General features: G+C 71.2%; 17 protein-coding genes and 1 tRNA gene. 5 read left to right on the forward strand and 13 right to left on the reverse strand.

What is annotated here, in order from left to right; translation table 11 throughout:
• Positions 1-52: 52 nt before the first annotated feature.
• Complete coding sequence (locus tag A3862_RS20920; RefSeq protein ID WP_053608540.1) at positions 53-1,363, reverse strand: TadE/TadG family type IV pilus assembly protein; 1,311 nt, start codon at positions 1,361-1,363, stop codon at positions 53-55.
• A 479-nt stretch (positions 1,364-1,842) separates the two neighbouring features.
• On the opposite strand from A3862_RS20920, the gene A3862_RS20925 reads away from it, so the two are divergent.
• Positions 1,843-2,454, forward strand: coding sequence for a TadE/TadG family type IV pilus assembly protein (locus tag A3862_RS20925; RefSeq protein ID WP_051044870.1), 612 nt, complete (start codon positions 1,843-1,845; stop codon positions 2,452-2,454).
• Complete coding sequence (locus A3862_RS20930) at positions 2,448-3,035, forward strand: TadE/TadG family type IV pilus assembly protein (RefSeq protein WP_043353026.1); 588 nt, start codon at positions 2,448-2,450, stop codon at positions 3,033-3,035. The genes A3862_RS20925 and A3862_RS20930 overlap by 7 nt, the downstream gene beginning before the upstream one ends.
• Positions 3,036-3,237: 202 nt before the next feature.
• On the opposite strand, the gene A3862_RS20935 is transcribed toward A3862_RS20930, so the two are convergent.
• The gene (locus A3862_RS20935) at positions 3,238-3,459 is read right to left on the reverse strand and encodes a hypothetical protein (RefSeq protein WP_078946968.1); all 222 of its coding nucleotides are present in this window, start codon (positions 3,457-3,459) and stop codon (positions 3,238-3,240) included.
• Between the two features lie 373 nt (positions 3,460-3,832).
• On the opposite strand from A3862_RS20935, the gene A3862_RS20940 reads away from it, so the two are divergent.
• A complete protein-coding gene (locus A3862_RS20940) occupies positions 3,833-4,069 on the forward strand; it encodes a hypothetical protein (protein ID WP_043353028.1) in 237 nt (78 codons plus the stop codon).
• A 149-nt stretch (positions 4,070-4,218) separates the two neighbouring features.
• Here the strand turns inward: A3862_RS20940 and A3862_RS20945 are convergent, their stop codons facing one another.
• Entirely contained in the window at positions 4,219-4,590 is a 372-nt protein-coding gene (locus A3862_RS20945; RefSeq protein ID WP_043353029.1) for an energy transducer TonB family protein, read from the reverse strand.
• Between the two features lie 86 nt (positions 4,591-4,676).
• Positions 4,677-5,426, reverse strand: coding sequence for a sigma-70 family RNA polymerase sigma factor (locus A3862_RS20950; protein ID WP_051044873.1), 750 nt, complete (start codon positions 5,424-5,426; stop codon positions 4,677-4,679).
• A 298-nt stretch (positions 5,427-5,724) separates the two neighbouring features.
• On the opposite strand from A3862_RS20950, the gene A3862_RS20955 reads away from it, so the two are divergent.
• Positions 5,725-5,970, forward strand: coding sequence for a hypothetical protein (locus tag A3862_RS20955; RefSeq protein ID WP_043353031.1), 246 nt, complete (start codon positions 5,725-5,727; stop codon positions 5,968-5,970).
• A gap of 344 nt (positions 5,971-6,314) precedes the next feature.
• Here A3862_RS20955 and A3862_RS20960 read toward each other — a convergent pair whose 3' ends face one another.
• The 6 genes from A3862_RS20960 to A3862_RS20985 all read right to left on the reverse strand — a co-directional run bounded on the left by A3862_RS20960 (position 6,315) and on the right by A3862_RS20985 (position 12,074).
• Positions 6,315-7,172, reverse strand: a complete 858-nt coding sequence (locus A3862_RS20960) for a manganese catalase family protein (RefSeq protein ID WP_043353032.1) — start codon at positions 7,170-7,172, stop codon at positions 6,315-6,317.
• Positions 7,173-7,551: 379 nt separating this feature from the next.
• Positions 7,552-7,833: a hypothetical protein gene (locus A3862_RS20965; protein ID WP_043353034.1), complete on the reverse strand. Its 282-nt coding sequence runs from the start codon at positions 7,831-7,833 to the stop codon at positions 7,552-7,554.
• Between the two features lie 123 nt (positions 7,834-7,956).
• Positions 7,957-8,031, reverse strand: a tRNA-Thr gene (locus A3862_RS20970).
• A gap of 102 nt (positions 8,032-8,133) precedes the next feature.
• Positions 8,134-8,568 (reverse strand): NUDIX hydrolase, encoded by a 435-nt coding sequence (locus A3862_RS20975; protein WP_043353036.1) that lies wholly within the window; start codon positions 8,566-8,568, stop codon positions 8,134-8,136.
• 228 nt (positions 8,569-8,796) lie between these two features.
• Positions 8,797-10,383: a heme biosynthesis protein HemY gene (locus A3862_RS20980; RefSeq protein WP_043381868.1), complete on the reverse strand. Its 1,587-nt coding sequence runs from the start codon at positions 10,381-10,383 to the stop codon at positions 8,797-8,799.
• Between the two features lie 125 nt (positions 10,384-10,508).
• Positions 10,509-12,074 carry a translation initiation factor 2 gene (locus tag A3862_RS20985; protein WP_236961423.1) on the reverse strand — a complete coding sequence of 522 codons (1,566 nt, stop codon included), beginning with the start codon at positions 12,072-12,074 and terminating at the stop codon, positions 10,509-10,511.
• On the opposite strand from A3862_RS20985, the gene A3862_RS32145 reads away from it, so the two are divergent.
• On the forward strand, positions 12,055-12,789 hold the full coding sequence (locus A3862_RS32145; protein ID WP_236961424.1) for a hypothetical protein: 735 nt from the start codon (positions 12,055-12,057) through the stop codon (positions 12,787-12,789). The two genes, A3862_RS20985 and A3862_RS32145, sit on opposite strands and share 20 nt — an antisense overlap.
• Here A3862_RS32145 and A3862_RS20990 read toward each other — a convergent pair.
• From A3862_RS20990 to A3862_RS21000, 3 genes are all read right to left on the reverse strand, one after another.
• Positions 12,786-13,493: a uroporphyrinogen-III synthase gene (locus A3862_RS20990; RefSeq protein WP_043757278.1), complete on the reverse strand. Its 708-nt coding sequence runs from the start codon at positions 13,491-13,493 to the stop codon at positions 12,786-12,788. The genes A3862_RS32145 and A3862_RS20990 overlap by 4 nt on opposite strands.
• A 3-nt stretch (positions 13,494-13,496) precedes the next feature.
• Positions 13,497-14,372 carry an aldose 1-epimerase family protein gene (locus A3862_RS20995; protein WP_043757276.1) on the reverse strand — a complete coding sequence of 292 codons (876 nt, stop codon included), beginning with the start codon at positions 14,370-14,372 and terminating at the stop codon, positions 13,497-13,499.
• A gap of 76 nt (positions 14,373-14,448) precedes the next feature.
• Positions 14,449-16,200: an ABC transporter ATP-binding protein gene (locus tag A3862_RS21000; protein WP_043757274.1), complete on the reverse strand. Its 1,752-nt coding sequence runs from the start codon at positions 16,198-16,200 to the stop codon at positions 14,449-14,451.
• Positions 16,201-16,238: the final 38 nt, after the last annotated feature.

Raw genomic sequence — 16,238 nt, forward strand, 5'->3', positions numbered from 1 at the left:
CGTCACTCCCAGACGAATGGCCGGCAGCGGAGGATCGGCATCGTGGCCTCCGCTATTGCGAGAGCAGCAGCTTGCCCGAGAGGGGGCCGACCCCCTTGGGCACCGGCACGCTCGTCGCGTCGTAATTCGCGTTCAGATAGAGATTCGGCCCCTCGTAGAGATTGACCTGCTGGGCCACGATCACCGTGTAGGCCGATTGGTCGGCAACGGGTTTGCTCGCGTCGATCACCACGCGGCCCGCCGGCAGGTAGAGCGTGCCCAACATGGTCCGCGCATTGTCGCTGATGATCCGGTAAGTCCGCATCGGCTTGGTCGCGGCCAGCGGCGGCGGCGTCGGCGCGATCGGGCTCAACAGATCCCCGAGAACGGCCTGGGTGGGGTCGACCGGATCGCTGACCACCCGCTCCTCCATCATCAGCAGGCCGGCCATGGGACCTGTGGTGGGCGCCGACAGACTGACCGTGGTCTTCTTGTCGAAGACGAGGCCGCCCTTGTTGCCGGTGAAGTAGAAGGCGACGTCGATGCCGGTCATGGCGGCATCCTTGTCGACGATGAGCGGCCCGTCCTTCATCACATAGGTGCCGGCGCGCAACGCGACGGAGGCGCTCTTGGTGATGTGCAGGCCGCCGCAATAGGTGCCCGGATCGAGGGTCACGCTCTGATCGACGAGATTGCCGCTGGTGTCGCGCTTGCTGTTGGCCGAGGCCGGGATCGCCGTGCAGGCGCCGATCGGCGGTGGCGCCCGATCCTTCAGGGGATCCTGGATGGGCGGACAGCTCGTCTGCGGCGGCGGGGCAAAATTCGCGCGGGCGCCGTCGAAGCCGCCCGCGGTGCAGATGGTCTGCGCCCGGGCATAGGCGTTGTCCTTGCCGACCATGCCGCGAGGGCTCAGCGAGTTGCTGTAGAGCGAACAGTCCTGGGCCGTGACCTCGGCGCTCTTCTCCAGTTCGAAGGCCCCGTCGGCGAGCGGATCCAGCGTGAGCAGGCACAGGCGCATCTTGCCGACGACGCGCGCCTTCGAGCGCACCGCGACCTTGACCATCGGCACGCCGACGAAGCCGCCGAAGGCGAGCTTGACGGTCTCGTCGACCGTCACGGCGACGCTGGTCCTGTCGTCCGCCACGTCGACCTGGAGCGCATACGGGCTCTCGGTGCGGGGCGCCGCCTGGGCCTGGATCGTGTCGACCACGATACTCTTGGCCGCCGCCGAGGTCGCGACAGCCAGCTTGAGGTAATTGCCCGCCGCCAGAACGCCGGCATCGGCCGCGTTCTGGAGCTGGCTGCGCCGGGAGGCGAGGCGGGCATAGTCGATGCCGCCGCCGGTCAGGCCGAGCAGCACCACGGCGCTCAGACCGAAGGTCAGGGCCACCGAGCCGGACCGGTCCGCCAGGGCGCGCGAGCCGATGCGGAGCGCTCTCCAGAAGGGTAAAATGGGCAGTTCTCCCCGGGCGGGATCGGTGCGGCCATCGCGACGGCACCAACCGCCGACCCGACCTGGCTAGCGCCGAGCTCCTAAGAATCCGTCGCGTTGGAACGCCAAAATGCCAGCGCCGCCCGTCCGGCCACGCTTGGCTGTGAAAATCGTCGGACCCCTTGCAGATCGAAGACCGCTCGCCCCGGAACACAGGGCCGCGATACAAGCAGAAGAGTGTATAATCGAATTATATACAACTAAAGCGCGAAAAGACAGTCCTCCACAGACTCGTCGCCGCCGAACCTCGATAAGGTGGCAAATTCTACTCATGTTTGAACGTTTTCTAAACGAGCCGATCTTACATCTAGCTTCGTCCGGCCGTTGAGCTGGGACGGCAGCAGGCACAGGACCTGCAGAGTTCGTTTGTCATGATGGGCATCTTGCGGCGCGTCGCGACTGTCTGGCGCACACGCGAGCCGGGCGGCCGGGCTGGCACCGACGGAGGGATCCGACGGCTGCGCGGCCACCGCGGCGGCGCCTCGGCGGTGGAGTTCGCGCTCCTGGCGGCGCCGTTCCTGGCACTTCTGGGCGTCGTGGCGGAATCCGGCGTCGTCGCCATCGAGCAGCAGACCCTCGATATCGCCGTCGACCGCAGCGTGCGCCAGCTGCGCACGGGCGCCTTTCAGGACGGCGCCGACGGCAGCGATCCAAGCCAGCGCTTGCGCAAGCTCGTCTGTGCCGGCCCGTCGGCGCTGTTCCCCTGCGCCGATCTGCGCCTCGACGTGTCGCGGACGGCTTCGTTCTCGGCATCGCAGCCGGCGGAGCCGTTCGACAAGACCACGAAGACGTGGACGACGGGCTTCGGCACCCGGTTCGAATGCCCGCAGGGCGGCGATACGGTGACGGTCCGGGTCGCCGTGCCGGTGATGCGCCTCTTCCAGATGCTGGACTTCACCGGGCGGATCATGTCCGACAAGTCGCAGCTGCTCGTCACCACCGAGATCTTCCGGGCCGAGGATTACGAGCCCAAACCGTGCTGAGCCTCCGTCCCCGCGCGGGCCTGACCGGCCTGATCGGCAGCCGGGACGGCGTCAGCGCGATCGAGTTCAGCGTGATCGCGCCGATCCTGCTGCTGATCCTGATGGGGTCAATCGAGTTGCCCCGCGCCTTCATGATCGGGAAGCGGCTCGACAACGCGTCGGCCACGATGGCGGATCTGATCGCCCGCGGCAGCTACGCCGACCTGAAACCGGTCTTCGCCGCGACCAGCGCGATCTCCAACCCCTACGACGTGAGCGGCGCGAGCATCGTGCTGACGGCCGCGGGCACCTACAGCGACGGCAGCTCGGCGACGACCAAGGTCTGCTCGAGTGCCGAATCCAATGGGCAGGCCTACGCGGCCGGCACCTCCCTCGGCCCACCGCCCCCGGGGATGACCCGAAACGGCGATCGCTTCGTCGTGTCGGAGGTGACGATGATCTATAATCCGATCTTCCCGGTGCTCTCGAAGCTGACCCGGTGGACCTTCCGGTCCAGAAAGGTCTGGCCGGTGCGCGGGGGCGAGATCTACAACGGACAGAGCGAGGTGGTTCTGCCCGGCGGCAAGCCCTGCCCGGCCTGAACGGGCGGACGGTGGCAGGCCCGTCAAGCGGAGGCCAATCCTCCGCGGCAATCCGGTCGGCGATGGAGGATGGCGCCTGCGGCACGCAGGACGGGGTGCGCGGGCACGGCGGCGGTCTTCCAAGCGCGGCGCGGGCGATCCGGCGACGCGGCCGGCGCCACCGGATGGACCCGGTGGCGCCGGATCGCGGCCATCGCCCGCCTCAGCGGGTCGAGACCGCGGTGGCGACGACCCGCCGCGAGGCCGGGCTCGCCGGGACAAGACGCGGCGTCGTGGTCAGCTCCGAGGCCGGACGAACCGCGGCGGTGGGACGCGCCTGCTCACGGTAGAGCGGGGGAGTCAGCGCGATGGTCTCGTCGGCCAGGGCGGTGCCGATCATCGGAACGGCGGCGAGGGCGGCGAGAACGATGGTGCGAACGGTCATGATGCGAAGTCCTCTCGTTGTCCGGGTCGTGCCCGGCTTCGAGGGGGTATTTACGTTGCAGAGCAACATGATCCAAACAGATGCAATCGATACCGCATATCGATGCGATCAATGTTTGCCGTGCCGATTCCGTTTCCGAGCGACTAGGCAGGCGGACCTTGCCGCCTGCGCCTCATCGACCGGTCGGCTCGAGGAGACCGCGCTCTGGGAGCCGGCCGATGCATCGCCAAGGATCGGCCGACCGGAAGGACGGACCGAGTTCATACAATATTAAACCGCACACCCGAAGGTCGGTCAGCCCATTGAATGTTTGTGAACCCACAGAGACTTAACGCGTAAAAGTTTATCTTTTCGCGCGGAAGGAGACGGCCCGTTGCTGGTTGCTGCCCTGCTCTTCGCGGTGGGCGTATGGGAGGGCTGGCGGTATCGGGCAGCGGTTCTGATAGCCAGCTCGATGCTGGTCAGCATCGGGTGGCTGGGCCTGTGGGCCTTCGTATGGACGCATCTCGACGCCGAGAAGATCCTATTGCTGTTCGCCTATCTCACCGCCCATCAGGCCGGGTATCTTGTCGGCGCCTATCTCGGGGCGGATTTCGGCGAAGATTCTTGACCGAACGGATCGTCGGCCCGCGGGCTGCAATCATCGTGGCGATGTCGACGCCAGGTTGACGCAGTGGCGCAGACAGGCCGGCGGGGCGATCGAAGACGAAGCCGCGATGCGCAACCCGTTCTCCGGGCGCCGCCACCGGCCGCCAGAGCTCAGTGGCCGAGTTCCACCGGGATGCTGAGATCGACGATCCCGTCCCCGCTCAGGAGAGCGGGCGGCGGGGCGGAGGTCGGGCTGATCCCCTGCAGGGCGCGGAGCGCGCGCTGATCGAGTTTCGGCGAGCCCGAACTCTGCTCGATCTCCGCGCTCTGCACCGCCCCGTCCGGACCGATCTGGACGTGGACCAGCACGGTTCCGCCGCCCCGAGCCGTACCCGATCCCCTCTGAGCGCGGTCGGCGGCATCGATCCGCGTGACGAGGTCCGAGAGCCAGGCCCGCACCGCGGGTCCTGGAGTCGCCTGCGCTCCGCTCGCCAGAGCCAGACCGAACACAACAGCACCGGACATCAGGACGCGCGGCGACATGGGAAACGGTGGCTCCCTGAGCCCAGGATCGAGGGGCGACCCTACGCCCCGAACGGGCCGCTTGCGACCCCGATCCCGTGTCGCCGTCACGCGACGGCGGCGGTTTTCCAGCCTTTCGGGCCGGCGGCGGCCAGCATGACGTCGTCGCTACCGATCTCGAGGCCGGTATAGCCCAGCATCTGCGCGAGTTGCGTCCGGGCCCGCCAGACCCGGCTCTTCACCGTGCCGATCCGGCACCGCATGATCGCGGCGGTCTCCTCGTAGGTCAGGTTCTCGATCGCCACGAGCACGAGCGCTTGCCGCATCGGCGGCGTGAGACGACCGAGGGCCGCCTGGACGTCGCTCAGGTCGAGATGGCCGCCCTGCTCGGGCAGCGAGACCATCCGCTCCGCCTGCGCTCCATCCTCGTCCTGCACCTCGCGCCCGTGCCTCCGGTGCTCGTTGTAGAACGCGTTGCGCATGATCGTGAACAGCCACGCTTCCAGGTTGGTGCCCGGTACGAAGCTGGCGCGCGAGCGCCAAGCCCGCAGAAGCGTGTTCTGCAACAGGTCGTCGGCACCGACGTGGTTGCGCAGCAGCGAGCGCGCGAAGCGCTGCAGGTTCGGCACCATGCCCAGGAGCGAGGCCTGGAATTCCTTCTCACGGCCGTCTTGCGCCTCGCCGAAGGCACCGTCCAGCAACCTCAGCAGTTCGGCGAAGCGCTCCGCGATCGTCGGCTCAACGGCGTCCTGCGCGTAAGTCGCCGCCAGCAGATGGCCGAGATGAGATTGCACGCTGTCGGGGAGCCGGGGCGCCGGTGGGTCGATTGTATCAGCGTCCAGCAAGACTCCGAGCATGATAGCCGATCACCTGAACAGGATGAAAACATGATTTCGGATATTAATCCCGGAATATGTCACACTCGCCGCAACATAGATCAGCCAATACGAATATATATGGACAGAAACATGCCGGTCGGCGCGGCGGACACGAGAAACGCCCCGGAACGAGGAGGGTCTCGATGGCATTGGACGCGCTGAAAAACGCTACGCCCCGGCGCCGAATCTGTGGCGACGCCGTCCGAGACCGCGCCGCTCCGCATGTCGTCTTCGACACGGGGTCAGGCGCGGCGGGTTGAACACAAGGATCGACTCCATGACCAGACTCTCGGATCTCGAGATGGATCCCGCCTTCCAAGAAGCCGTCAGCGCCGTACGAGGCGCGGCCAGCACCTTGAGCGGTCGCGCCGTGACGGCCGCTGAGGCCCGCTTTCTCGTCGGCATCGCCCTGACGACCTTTGCGCATGCCGGTGGCCTCGAGGAGCCGAGCCGCGGCCGGCTCGCCCGCTTCGCGGCGCGCAGCGGCCCGGACACGGCCGTCGGGACGCGGACCCGGCACTGAGCCACCGCCGGCCAACGGGAGACGCCCGGACCGCAGATCCGAACGCCGCTCCGGTCTCAGGCATCGCGGGCCGCCGACGCCCGACCCGGATCGCGCGCCACCACGCGCAAGCCCGCAGTGCCCCCCTCGGTGCCATGCGGGCCGACGATCGGGAGGTGCCCCTCGGGGGGCCCGGCCGCCGCCCGGATCCGCCGGATCTCGTCGCGGCCGTGCCGACCGGCCGCGACCCTCGCCGACTGTGCCGCGTGGTCCGCCCCGCGCCCCGACCGATGGACCGCAGGGCGCGGATCCCTCCGAGGAAAACGCCTCGACCGGAGGGCGCGCGGATCGGAGCGTCCGGTCGATCAGCCGATCTGCTGGGACTCGGCGCCGCTGTCGGGCCGCGCCGGGCCGAGCACCGGCTCCTCGCCCATCGGCTGGTTCTGGACGACGCTGAACGTGCCCTTGCCGTCGAGGGAGGGGCCCTGCGTCCAGCGGCCGGCCGGCGGCGGCGAACCGTCCGCCGACGTCCCGAAGAAGGCGTAGTTGAACTTCTGGTTCTCCTTCTCCTGCGGGAAGGAGTTCGGGATCGGCAGGGTGCCCGCGTGGCCGCCGAGTTCCTCGATCACCGCCAGCCATTGCTGCTGGTGCATGGTGTCGCGGGCGATGAGGAAGCTCCACATGTCCCGCATGCCGGCGTCGGTCGTGGCGTTGTATAGCCGCACTGCGAGGACGCGGCCGGTGCTCTCGGCGGCGACGTTGCAGTACATGTCGGCCGCAATGTTGCCGCTGGCGTAGACGTGGCTCATGTCGAAGGGCAGGCCGTCGGAATTGCCCGGGAAGGCGGCCATGCCGGTGGACAGCAATGTCTTGTGCAGCATGCCCTCGGCGATGTGGCGCGGGTTCTCACCGCCCATGATGGCCCCCACGATCGCGTCGGCCGCCCCGGCCTCCTGCACCTTGGTCGGCGCGTTCTCAAGATTCAGCGCGACCGCCGTCGCGAGCATCTCGATATGGCCGAGTTCCTCGGTCGCGGTGGCGAGCAGCATGTCCCGGTACTTCGTGGTCGGAGCACGATTGCCCCAGGCCTGGAAGAAGTACTGCATACAGACCCGGATCTCACCTTCGATTCCGCCGATCGCCTGCTGGAGCATGCGGGCATAGATCGGGTCGGGGCTGTCGACCTTGACCGGATACTGAAGACGCTTGTCGTGATAGTACATGGTATCTGTCCCTCGCGAGAGGCACGGCGTGCTCAAGCCCACCGCACGATCGGCCGTCGGCTCGGCACCCCCGTGGGAGCATCGAGCCTCTCACCCTGTCCAACCCCGCGTCAGAACGACGGTTCGATTCCTCGATCTATTTATAACGAACAATATTTGGTCAAAGCTATTTTCTTAAGCTCGATCAGGCTATTGGCACGGTCAATCTCGATCATTCCCGCGCCAGAACATCTCGTATTACATAACGTATGTTAAGGGAGACCAACCCCGGTTCAGGGCGCTTGGCAGGCGCCTCCGGCCGGGCACCGTGCAAGCGTCCCCGGTCCGGCAGTCGCGGCCCGTGCGGCCTCACGAGGATGCCGCACCGACGTCCCGGAGCTCAGAGGAGCCCGGCTCGGCGGGCGAGCATGATCGCGAAGGCGAGGCAGGCGGCGAGGCTGACCCCCAGCATGGCGACGTTCGTCCAGAAGCGCACCGGCCGGCTGGAGCCTTCGATCCCGCTGGCGCGCAGCCGGACCCACGGCACATACAGGTAGAGAGCGATCAGCGTCAGGATCAGAAACGCGAAGGTGGCGAGCCGGCCGGTGATCAGGGCCGCGCCGGCCAGGACCGCCCAGCCGAAGACGAGGCCCAGCATGGTGAACAGGGCTGTCGAGTTCACGTCCGCACGTCCCCTTCCGCGGATGATGTCGGCAGGGCAGCCGCTGCGATCCTCAGTCTGCGCCGGGACCCGTCGAGGAACCCGCAGCGTCAGCCGGACCGGTGATCAGATCGAGAAGGTTTCTGGTGCTGCGAGAGAGGATTGAACTCTCGACCTCTTCATTACCAATGAAGTGCTCTACCACTGAGCTACCGCAGCAGGTGACCGGGGCGCCCCCGCGGGGGGCGTGTCCGTCCGGCCGAGTGGGGCCATAACGGATCGCCGCCGCGTTGGCAACGCCGTGTTGCGCTTCCGCGCATTTTACGTGCGCGATGCGGCCCGGATCAGGGCCGCGAGGCCCGGCTCGGAGACCGCCTCGGCGGCTTCCACCGGTGTGAACCAGCGCAGGTCCCGTTGACGCGCCTCGGGAAAGTCCTTGAGCTGCTTGCGCACCTCGAGGGGAAAGACCTTCACTTGGCACAGGACGGTGTCGAGGTTCCTCAGGCGCTTCTGGTAGAGGTAGAAGCCGATCGGACGCTTGCCGACCGCACCGCGCAGGCCCGCCTCCTCGTAGGCCTCCCGCGCGGCCGCCTCGAACGGCTTGCGCCCCTTCATCGGCCACCCTTTCGGGATGACCCACCGACGGCTTTCCCGCGACGTCACCAGCAGGATCTTGGGCTGGCCATCCCGCCCGCGCCGGAACGGCAAGGCTCCCACCTGCCGACGCGGCTCCCCGTCATCGTCGTTGAGGGTCATGGTCGCACCGCGCGAGGCGGAAGGCTGCCCCGACCCGGCGTCATCGACGCCGCGTGCGGGCTCTGTGCAGTCTGGCGGATGATCGGACCCTCGGTCGACGGCTCTGAGCACACGCTATAGGGCGAGCCGGCACATTCAACTGCCAGTAGACGAACGGCGCGACCTCTCCGTGAAGTCGCGCCGGTCCTGTCATGATCTGCGGGGATGATCGGCGCTTGGCGCGGCCGGTCATCCCATCCGACGAACGGCGCGATCCGCCGATCCCGGCGGCAGCGCTGCGGCCGCCATCCCGGCCGAGACCGGATCGGCGCCGGCGGTCTTCGCGCTGGCTGCCTTCGCCGGCAGGACGGTGGGTACAGGCACCGGCGTTCCCGGTCCGGTGGCGACCGCTGCAGAGGCCGATGCAGAAGACAGTGCAGAAGCCGACGGGGCGACCGATCCGGGGACGGGCGCAGAGGGGCGCGTCGCGGCCGGGACGAGGGCCGGGGCGGCCGACTCCGCTTCCGGCTCCACCGCGGGTGCGGCGGCCAGAGTGTTCGGCGGCTCGCGCCACGTGAAGGCGTCGAGGCGTCCGGTCACCGGCGAGACCGGCGCCCAGGTTTCGGTGGCGATGCCATCGGCGATCCAGACGCGGTCGCGCGGGGCGCGGGCGGCCCGGGCCAGCCACTCGCGGGCCTGGCCGGAGGCGGCGCCGTGTTCGGCCTCCTCGATGGCCGCCATCATCAGGCAGGCGCGGGCGGTCGGCCGGTCGGTGAGCAGGGGCTTCACGGCCTCGCGGGCCCGCTTGTAATCCCGCGCGTCGAGGGCGGCCTGCCCCAGGGCGAGCCGGGATTCCGGATCCCAGACGGACAGCTTCGCCAGGACCTCGGCGCGGGCGAGACGGTCGCGGACCGAATCGCCGGGCCGCAGCCCGAGATAGACCTTGGCGAGGTCGGGATGGGGATTGGCCTTCCAGGCCGCCTCGACGATCCGGGCCGCCTTCTTGACGTCGCCGCGGCGGGCGAGGAGGCGTCCGGCGATGCAGGCCGCCGGGACGAGATCGGGGGCGAGCTTGACCGCCTGCAGGATGCGCTCCGCGGCGAGTTCCGGCTCGCCGGCCTCGCGCTCGCCGGCGATCGCGGTCAGCAGCACGGCCCGCTGCCGCCGGGCGGTGGCCTTGTCGATCAGGCCGAGGGACGAGCGGCGCTCGATGGTCTCCAGGGCGGCGGCCCAGTCGCCGTCGGCGCTCTGCGCCTCGAGCAGGGCCTCGTTGGCCCAGGTGACGCTCGGCGCGAGGCGGGCAGCCTCGGTGGCGTAGGCGCGGGCGGCCGTCTCGTCCTCCCGGCGCCGGGCCTCCACGAACAGGCCGCGCAGGCCCAGGACCCGGGTCTCGGGATCGTCGACCATGCGCTGGAAGGCGCTTTCGGCGGCGTCCCGGTCGCCGGAGATCTGCGCGGCCTGGGCCTTGAGCAGCAGGGTCAGCGGCTCGGTGCCGAGGAGCCGCTCGGCGTCGCCCGCGAAGCGGCGGGCCGCCAGGGGATCGCCCGAGCCCACCGCCACCATGCCGCGGGAGAGGGCGGAGAGGCCCTTGGCGCGGCGCCGCTCGGCGGAGCCGCGGACCAGGGCCTCCGGCAGGCCGATGACGCCGCGCACGATCGCCCAGAGCACGCCCAGGACGATCGCCGCCGCGATCACCCCGACGAGGGCGACCGCGAGGCTGGTGCCGATCTGGTAGCCGTTCCAGACGACGGTGACGGTACCGGGCCTGTCGGCGATCCAGACCGCTCCGAAGGCGGCGAGTGCGAGCAGGGCCAGGAAGGCGAGGGCGCGCCACATGGGGTCAGTGTCTCCTGTCGGCGGCCGGCTGGCGGCCGTCGCGGGGGGCGGGAGGAGCGGGGCGCCTGCGCGTCCGCTCGGAGAGGGTGCGGCCGCGCAGGGCGCGGATCGGGTCCGTCACCGGACTAGCGCCCGGGGGCGGCCTGGGCCGGTTGGGCGGCGCCGACCGGCAGGGCCTTGAAGGCGCTGTCGAGGAGGGTGCGCACGGCCTGCTCGGCCTCGGCCCGGGCCTTCAGCTTGGCACCGAAATCGCCGGCCGGCTCCTGGGCCTCGGCCGGGAGCGCCGCGAAGGCCGCCGAGGCCGCCGTGAGGTCGCCGCGGTCGAGGGCCGCCTGGACCTTGCCCTCCGGAGCGTCGGAAGCCTCGGGGGCGGGCGCGTCGGCCTTGCGGATCTGCACGAGACCGTCGGCCATGCTGAGGAGCTTGGAGCGGAAATCCCCGGTCTCCGCGGCGCTCTTGGCCCGCTGCGCCTGCCGCTTGGCCGCGATCCGCTCGGCGATCGGCCGGAACGTGTCGGCGAGATCCGCCGCCGAGGGCGCGCCGCCCTCGGCGAAGGGGGCGAGGGCCTTGGCCTGCGCTTCGGTGCCCGGATCGAGCTTGCGCAGGGTCGCCAGCGGCTCCGCATAGGCCGTGCCGGATTCCAGGGCGGCCGCCACGCGATCGGCGACCACGACCCGGAGAGCCGCCTGGACGGTGCTAGCCTCGGCGCGCTGCGCCACGCTCTTGTCCAGCGCTGCGATCTGATCGGCCTGCTCCTGCAGACGCCGATCCACCGCCTTTGCGGACTCGGCGGCCTGGGTCTGTCCCGCCTCAGCGGCGGTGCGGCTCGCCTGAGCGGCGGCCTGGACCGCCTCCGTGGCCGCCTTCACCCGCGCGTCGAGGGCCTGTTGCAGCGCGTCGAGGCGTTGACCGAGCGCCGCGTCGGCCTCGGCATTCGCCTTGGTCTTCTGCTCCACCTCGCCCTGCAGCGCCGCGATCTTCCGGGACGCGTCCTCGGCCGCCCCCTTGTCGCCGCCAGCGTCTTCCACCGCCTTCAGGCGGGTCTCGAGATCGGCGATCTGCTTCGCGTTGTCCTGGACCACGCCGAGCTTCGCGCCCGCCGACTGGTCCCGGCCCGGCTCCTGGCCGGGCTCCTCCTGAAGCGCGGCGACGCGCTGGTCGAGGTTGTCGAGGCGAGCGACGAGATCCGGCGGCACGGCCGGCGCCGCACCGGAGGCCTGGCCGTCCGTCGCGGCCGCCGGCGCCGCGCCGGCCTTGTCCAGGGCCTGCTTGGCGCTCGATTCCGCGGTGGCGACGCGCTTGTCGAGGGCCGCCAGCGCATCGCGCGGGGCCAGCCCGTCAAGGCGCTTGTCAAGGGACGCGATCTGGCTGGAAAGCCGTTGATCCAGGGCGTTCAGGCGCGGATCGGGACCGATCCCGGCCTTCTCGGCACCGAACAGCAGGCCGGCGCCGATCACGCCGCCGAGCAGCCCGGCAGCGGCGATCGATCCGAACCCGGCCCGCGCCCGGGCAGACGATCCAGCCGCAGGTCTGGCCGGATCGACGGAGGCCGCCGCGGGGATCGGCCCCTTCGGCGCCTCCTTGCCATCCCTCGGGGCATCCTTGGAGGCGTCCTTGGCCGCATCCTTGCCGGCCGACGGCGGATCGGAGATGCGCTTGGCCTTGAGGTCGATGATCGGACCGGCCGTCACCGCACTGGCGGCCGCCGGACCCGCGGCACCCGAAGCGGGACCGCCCGGACGGGGACCGCCCTGGGGGCCGGTGCCGGGCTGGGCGGCCTTCGGATCGGCCGTCGCCCCGGTGGCCGCCGACGCGGTGGCGGAGGCCGTCGACGACGATGCCGTTGCCGACGACGAGGTGGTCGTGCCCGGCTTCGTCTCGAACCTGTCGGACCCGGCCTTGAGCGCATCGGGCTTGGCGCCGGGCGGCTGGGCGGCCGGGCCGGACGACGGCTTCAGGCCGTCGGTACCGGGCCCCGGCTTGCCGCCGTCGGGGCGGGCGTCGCTCGTACCGGGCTTGGCGGACACGACGGGCTCGGTCGCCGGCTTGGGCGGTGTTCCGAGCGGGGATCCCTGCGGTCCCTTCACGGTCTCGGCCGGACCCGGGGCACTCGGCTTCGCACCGGCGGCGGTGGACGCCGAGGATGTCGAGGCCGACGCCGAGGCGGTGGACGCCGATGTCGCGGGCGACCGGGACGCGCCCCCGGGCGGCGTGGACGATCCGGGCTTGCCGGGCGCGGCGTCCGGCTTCCGACCGCCGGGACCGGGCTTGTCGGCGTCGCTGGGTGGTGGCGTCACGGGCAAGTCCTCCAACTCTTCGGCGTCGCCGCGCCCCCCTAGCACCGCGGCGGCGCCGGGCGCGAGGGCGAGATACGGCGGCCCGGCCTCCCTGTCACCGCACGGCTAACCCGGTGGCGGCGCCAGGGCGTCGAGCAGATCCGCTTCGCGCGGGCGTGTCGCGACGAAATGGACCGGAACACCGGCGGCTTCCAGGGGGGCCGCGACATCCGACGATAGGCAGTAATGCCCCAGGCGGCGGAAAGCTCCGCCATGACCCGATCCATCCGCGAGGGCGAGGGCGACGGCGGCGCTGCGCCGGGAATAGTGAAGGGCGGCTTCGAGGCGTCCCGCGGCGAGCTCGAGGCCCACCGCCTGCGGGAGCGTCCGCAGCGCCTCGGCCCGGTAGGCGACGAAGGTGGTGATCCGGAACCCCGCGGCCATCAGCGTTGCCGCCGGCTCCGGCTTTCGCTCGGCCCCGGTCGCGTGGAGAAGGGATTCGCCGGGCGCCAGGGCATCCGCCACCAGGGCGGCGAGGCCGGCGGCATCGCCCGGCCCCTCGCGCACGGGACCGAGGCCGGCCGCGCGTGCCAGCGCAGCCGTCCGCGCACCGACGGCGAAGACCGGGAGACCGCGCAGGGGCGGCGCGTCCCGGATCGCCGGCACCGCGTTGGCGCTGGTCAGGAGCAGGGCGGCGAAGGGTCCCGCGGGCGGTGCCGCCGCGGTCGGCCGCACCGCCAGAACGGGCGCGACGAGCGGCGCGTGGCCCTGCGCCGCCAGGGCCGCTCCGGTCCGTGTCGCCCCCGGCTCGGGCCGTGCCACCCAGACGCGCACGGGCTAGGTGTCCAGCGTGAGGCGGACGCCGTGATGCGCGGTGCCGCCGGGGGCGAGCAGACGCTGCGAATCGCGCTCGGCGAGGTCGCCCGCGAAATCCGACCAGTCGGCGTAGCCGGTCCAGCATTCCAGCGACAGGAACGGCGCGGTGGGCTTGGTCCAGACCGCCAGATGGGGAAAATCCGCCATCTCCATGCGGATCGCCCGTCCGGGGCCGGTGAAGCGCATCCAGCGGCTGCGGGCGTTCCGGAACACGAAGGCCTCGGTGAAGAGGGCCGGATCGAGGGGCAGCGTGTCCCCGGCGAGGGGGATCGGCTGCTCGTCGCGCAGCAGCAGGCCGCCTGGGCCGACCTGGGGCGCGAAGGGCCGCTCCGCCTGCTCGAAGGCCACCGCGTAGCCGCCGTCCCGGGCGCGGGTGCCCCCCGCGAAGGGCCACGGGAAGGCCGGGTGGAAGCCGAGGGCGTAGGGCAGGGGGACGTCGCCGGGATTGGCGACGGTCACGTCGAGGTCGAGACCCGCCGGACGGACCCGCGCGGTGATATCGAGGCGGAACGCGAAGGGATAATGCGCCCGCGTCTCGGGGCCGTCGGTCAGGCGCAGGGTCACCGCGTCGGCGCTCCGGTCCACCACCGCGAAGGGCAGGTCGCGGGCGAAGCCGTGCTGGGCCATCGGGTAGCGCTCCGACCCGACCGTCACGTGCCCGCCCGCCGAGGCGCCGACGACCGGGAAGAGCCAGGGGGCGTGCCGGTTCCAGTGCTCGGGATCGCCGCTCCAGAGATACTCGGTCCCGCCGACCCGCCAGGAGACCGGCTCGGCCCCGTGGGTCGCGAGGGTCGCGGTTGTGCCGTCCGGTGCGGTCAGCTCGATGCGCGTGGTCACGGTGCTCTCCCGGTCTGCCTCGGAGAGCCGAGGTAACGGAGGCGGGGCCGGACGCAAGGGGCCAGCAAGGGCCGGCTCACGCCGCCGTGCCGAGCCCCGGCAGGACCGCCTCGGGCGGCCCGGAAGCGACGATCCGGCCCGCCTCCAGGACGTGGACCGCGTCGGCGCCCTCCAGGGTCGACAGCCGGTGGGCGATCAGGATCAGCGTCCGCCGGCCCGACAGGGCGCGGAGTGCCCGCATCACGGCGCCCTGCGTCTCGTCGTCGAGGGCGGAGGTCGCCTCGTCGAACACGATGACGTCCGGGTCGTGGTAGAGCGCCCGGGCGATGCCGATGCGCTGGCGCTGGCCGCCGGACAGCCGGGCCCCGCGCTCGCCGACCCGCTCCGCGTAGCCGTGGGGCAGGGCGGCGACGAAGTCGTGGGCGCCGGCGAGCCGCGCCGCCCGCTCGACGGCGGCGAGGTCCGGCGCGTCGAGGCCCAGGGCGATGTTCTCCGCCACGGTGCCGTCCACCAGGAACACCTCCTGCGGGACGTAGCCGATCCGATTCTGCCAAGCGGGCAGGGTCCCGGCATCGAGGGGGCGGCCGTCCACGGTGATCCGCCCGGCGGTCGGGCTCAGGACGCCGAGGATCAGTCCGGCGAGCGTCGACTTGCCCGAGCCGGTCCGCCCGGCGAGGCCGACCGTGGTGTTGACCGGGATCGTCAGGTCGATCCCGGCGAGGGCCGGACGCCCGGTGCCGTAATCGAAGCCGAGACCCTCGAGCCGGATCGCCCGGGCGAAGGGCAGCCTGTCCGCGGTGCGGGGCGGGGGCTCCCGCTCGTCGGCGAGCTCGTCGACGATCACCCGCACCGCCGGCAGGGTGAAGCGCATCAGCGCCACCGAGGTGAAGATGTTCTGGAAGGCCGGCAGCATGCGGTAGCCCGCAAAGGCGAACAGGCCGAGGAGCGGCAGGATCCCGGCGACGTCGAGCCCCTGGGCGAGCGCGAACAGCACCACCACGATCACCCCGCCGAAAGCCAGGGCCTCGATGACGAAGCGCGGCATCTGGCCGGTGAGCTGGCTCGCCGCGGTGGCGAGGGCGTAGGCCCGGGCCGGGGCGTCGAACCGAGAGGCGAACGCCTCCGCGCGCCCGTAGAGCTTCAGCTCGGTGAGCGCCCCGAAGGTCTCCTGCACGATCCGGAAGCGGGCCTCGTTGTCGGCGACGGTGCGGCTGCCCAGCCGGGCGAGCCGGGCGCGCATCACGAGGAAGATCCCGACATAGAGTCCGCCGAAGCCGCCCCCGAGGATCAGCGCGAGCTGCGGCGCGTAGGCCAGCAGGAAGGCGATCACCGCGAGCGCCGAACTCGCCCGCGAGGCGAGCACCGTGGCGGGCGTCAGCGCGCCGATCACCAGCCGGTCGGTCTCCGACAGCACGTTCTTGGCAAGCTCGGCGCTGTTGGCTTTCGCGAAGAACAGCCGCTCCCGGTCGAGGTAGCGGAACAGCAGCCGCCGGCTGAAGCCGTAGCCGGCCAGATGGGTGAACCGGAGCTGCGCGTAGGTCAGCCCGGCATTCACCAGCGCGGTGACGAGGATCGCCGTAAGCGCCGCGCCGCCGGTGACCAGCAGGAAGCTGCGCTCGTCGGTCAGGCCGAGGACGCTCCGGGCCTGGGCCAGATAGGGGACCCGGGTCGCCGCCGACGGATCCCCGACCAGCGTCAGGAACGGGATCACCGCGGCGACGCCCACGACCTCCAGCAGCGCCGCCGCCGCGAGCCCGAGAGCGATCAGGGCGAGGCGCCGCCGGTCGGCGGCCCGCATGGCCCGGACGAGGTCGATCAGCGCGCGCATGGCGTCGCGGGTGTCAGCGGGACGGCTCGCATGGTCGG

It is taken from the genome of Methylobacterium sp. XJLW (assembly GCF_003254375.1).
GTDB lineage: Bacteria > Pseudomonadota > Alphaproteobacteria > Rhizobiales > Beijerinckiaceae > Methylobacterium > Methylobacterium fujisawaense.

What these genes read in the sequence shown, in the direction of transcription:
- A3862_RS20925 (WP_051044870.1), top strand. Translation starts at nt 1,843, where the DNA reads ATGATGGGCATCTTGCGGCGCGTCGCGACTGTCTGGCGCACACGCGAG.
- A3862_RS20935 (WP_078946968.1), bottom strand. Translation starts at nt 3,459, where the DNA reads ATGACCGTTCGCACCATCGTTCTCGCCGCCCTCGCCGCCGTTCCGATG.
- A3862_RS20945 (WP_043353029.1), bottom strand. Translation starts at nt 4,590, where the DNA reads ATGTCGCCGCGCGTCCTGATGTCCGGTGCTGTTGTGTTCGGTCTGGCT.
- A3862_RS20950 (WP_051044873.1), bottom strand. Translation starts at nt 5,426, where the DNA reads ATGCTCGGAGTCTTGCTGGACGCTGATACAATCGACCCACCGGCGCCC.
- A3862_RS20955 (WP_043353031.1), top strand. Translation starts at nt 5,725, where the DNA reads ATGACCAGACTCTCGGATCTCGAGATGGATCCCGCCTTCCAAGAAGCC.
- A3862_RS20960 (WP_043353032.1), bottom strand. Translation starts at nt 7,172, where the DNA reads ATGTACTATCACGACAAGCGTCTTCAGTATCCGGTCAAGGTCGACAGC.
- A3862_RS20975 (WP_043353036.1), bottom strand. Translation starts at nt 8,568, where the DNA reads ATGACCCTCAACGACGATGACGGGGAGCCGCGTCGGCAGGTGGGAGCC.
- A3862_RS20980 (WP_043381868.1), bottom strand. Translation starts at nt 10,383, where the DNA reads ATGTGGCGCGCCCTCGCCTTCCTGGCCCTGCTCGCACTCGCCGCCTTC.
- A3862_RS32145 (WP_236961424.1), top strand. Translation starts at nt 12,055, where the DNA reads ATGATCGGACCGGCCGTCACCGCACTGGCGGCCGCCGGACCCGCGGCA.
- A3862_RS21000 (WP_043757274.1), bottom strand. Translation starts at nt 16,200, where the DNA reads ATGCGCGCGCTGATCGACCTCGTCCGGGCCATGCGGGCCGCCGACCGG.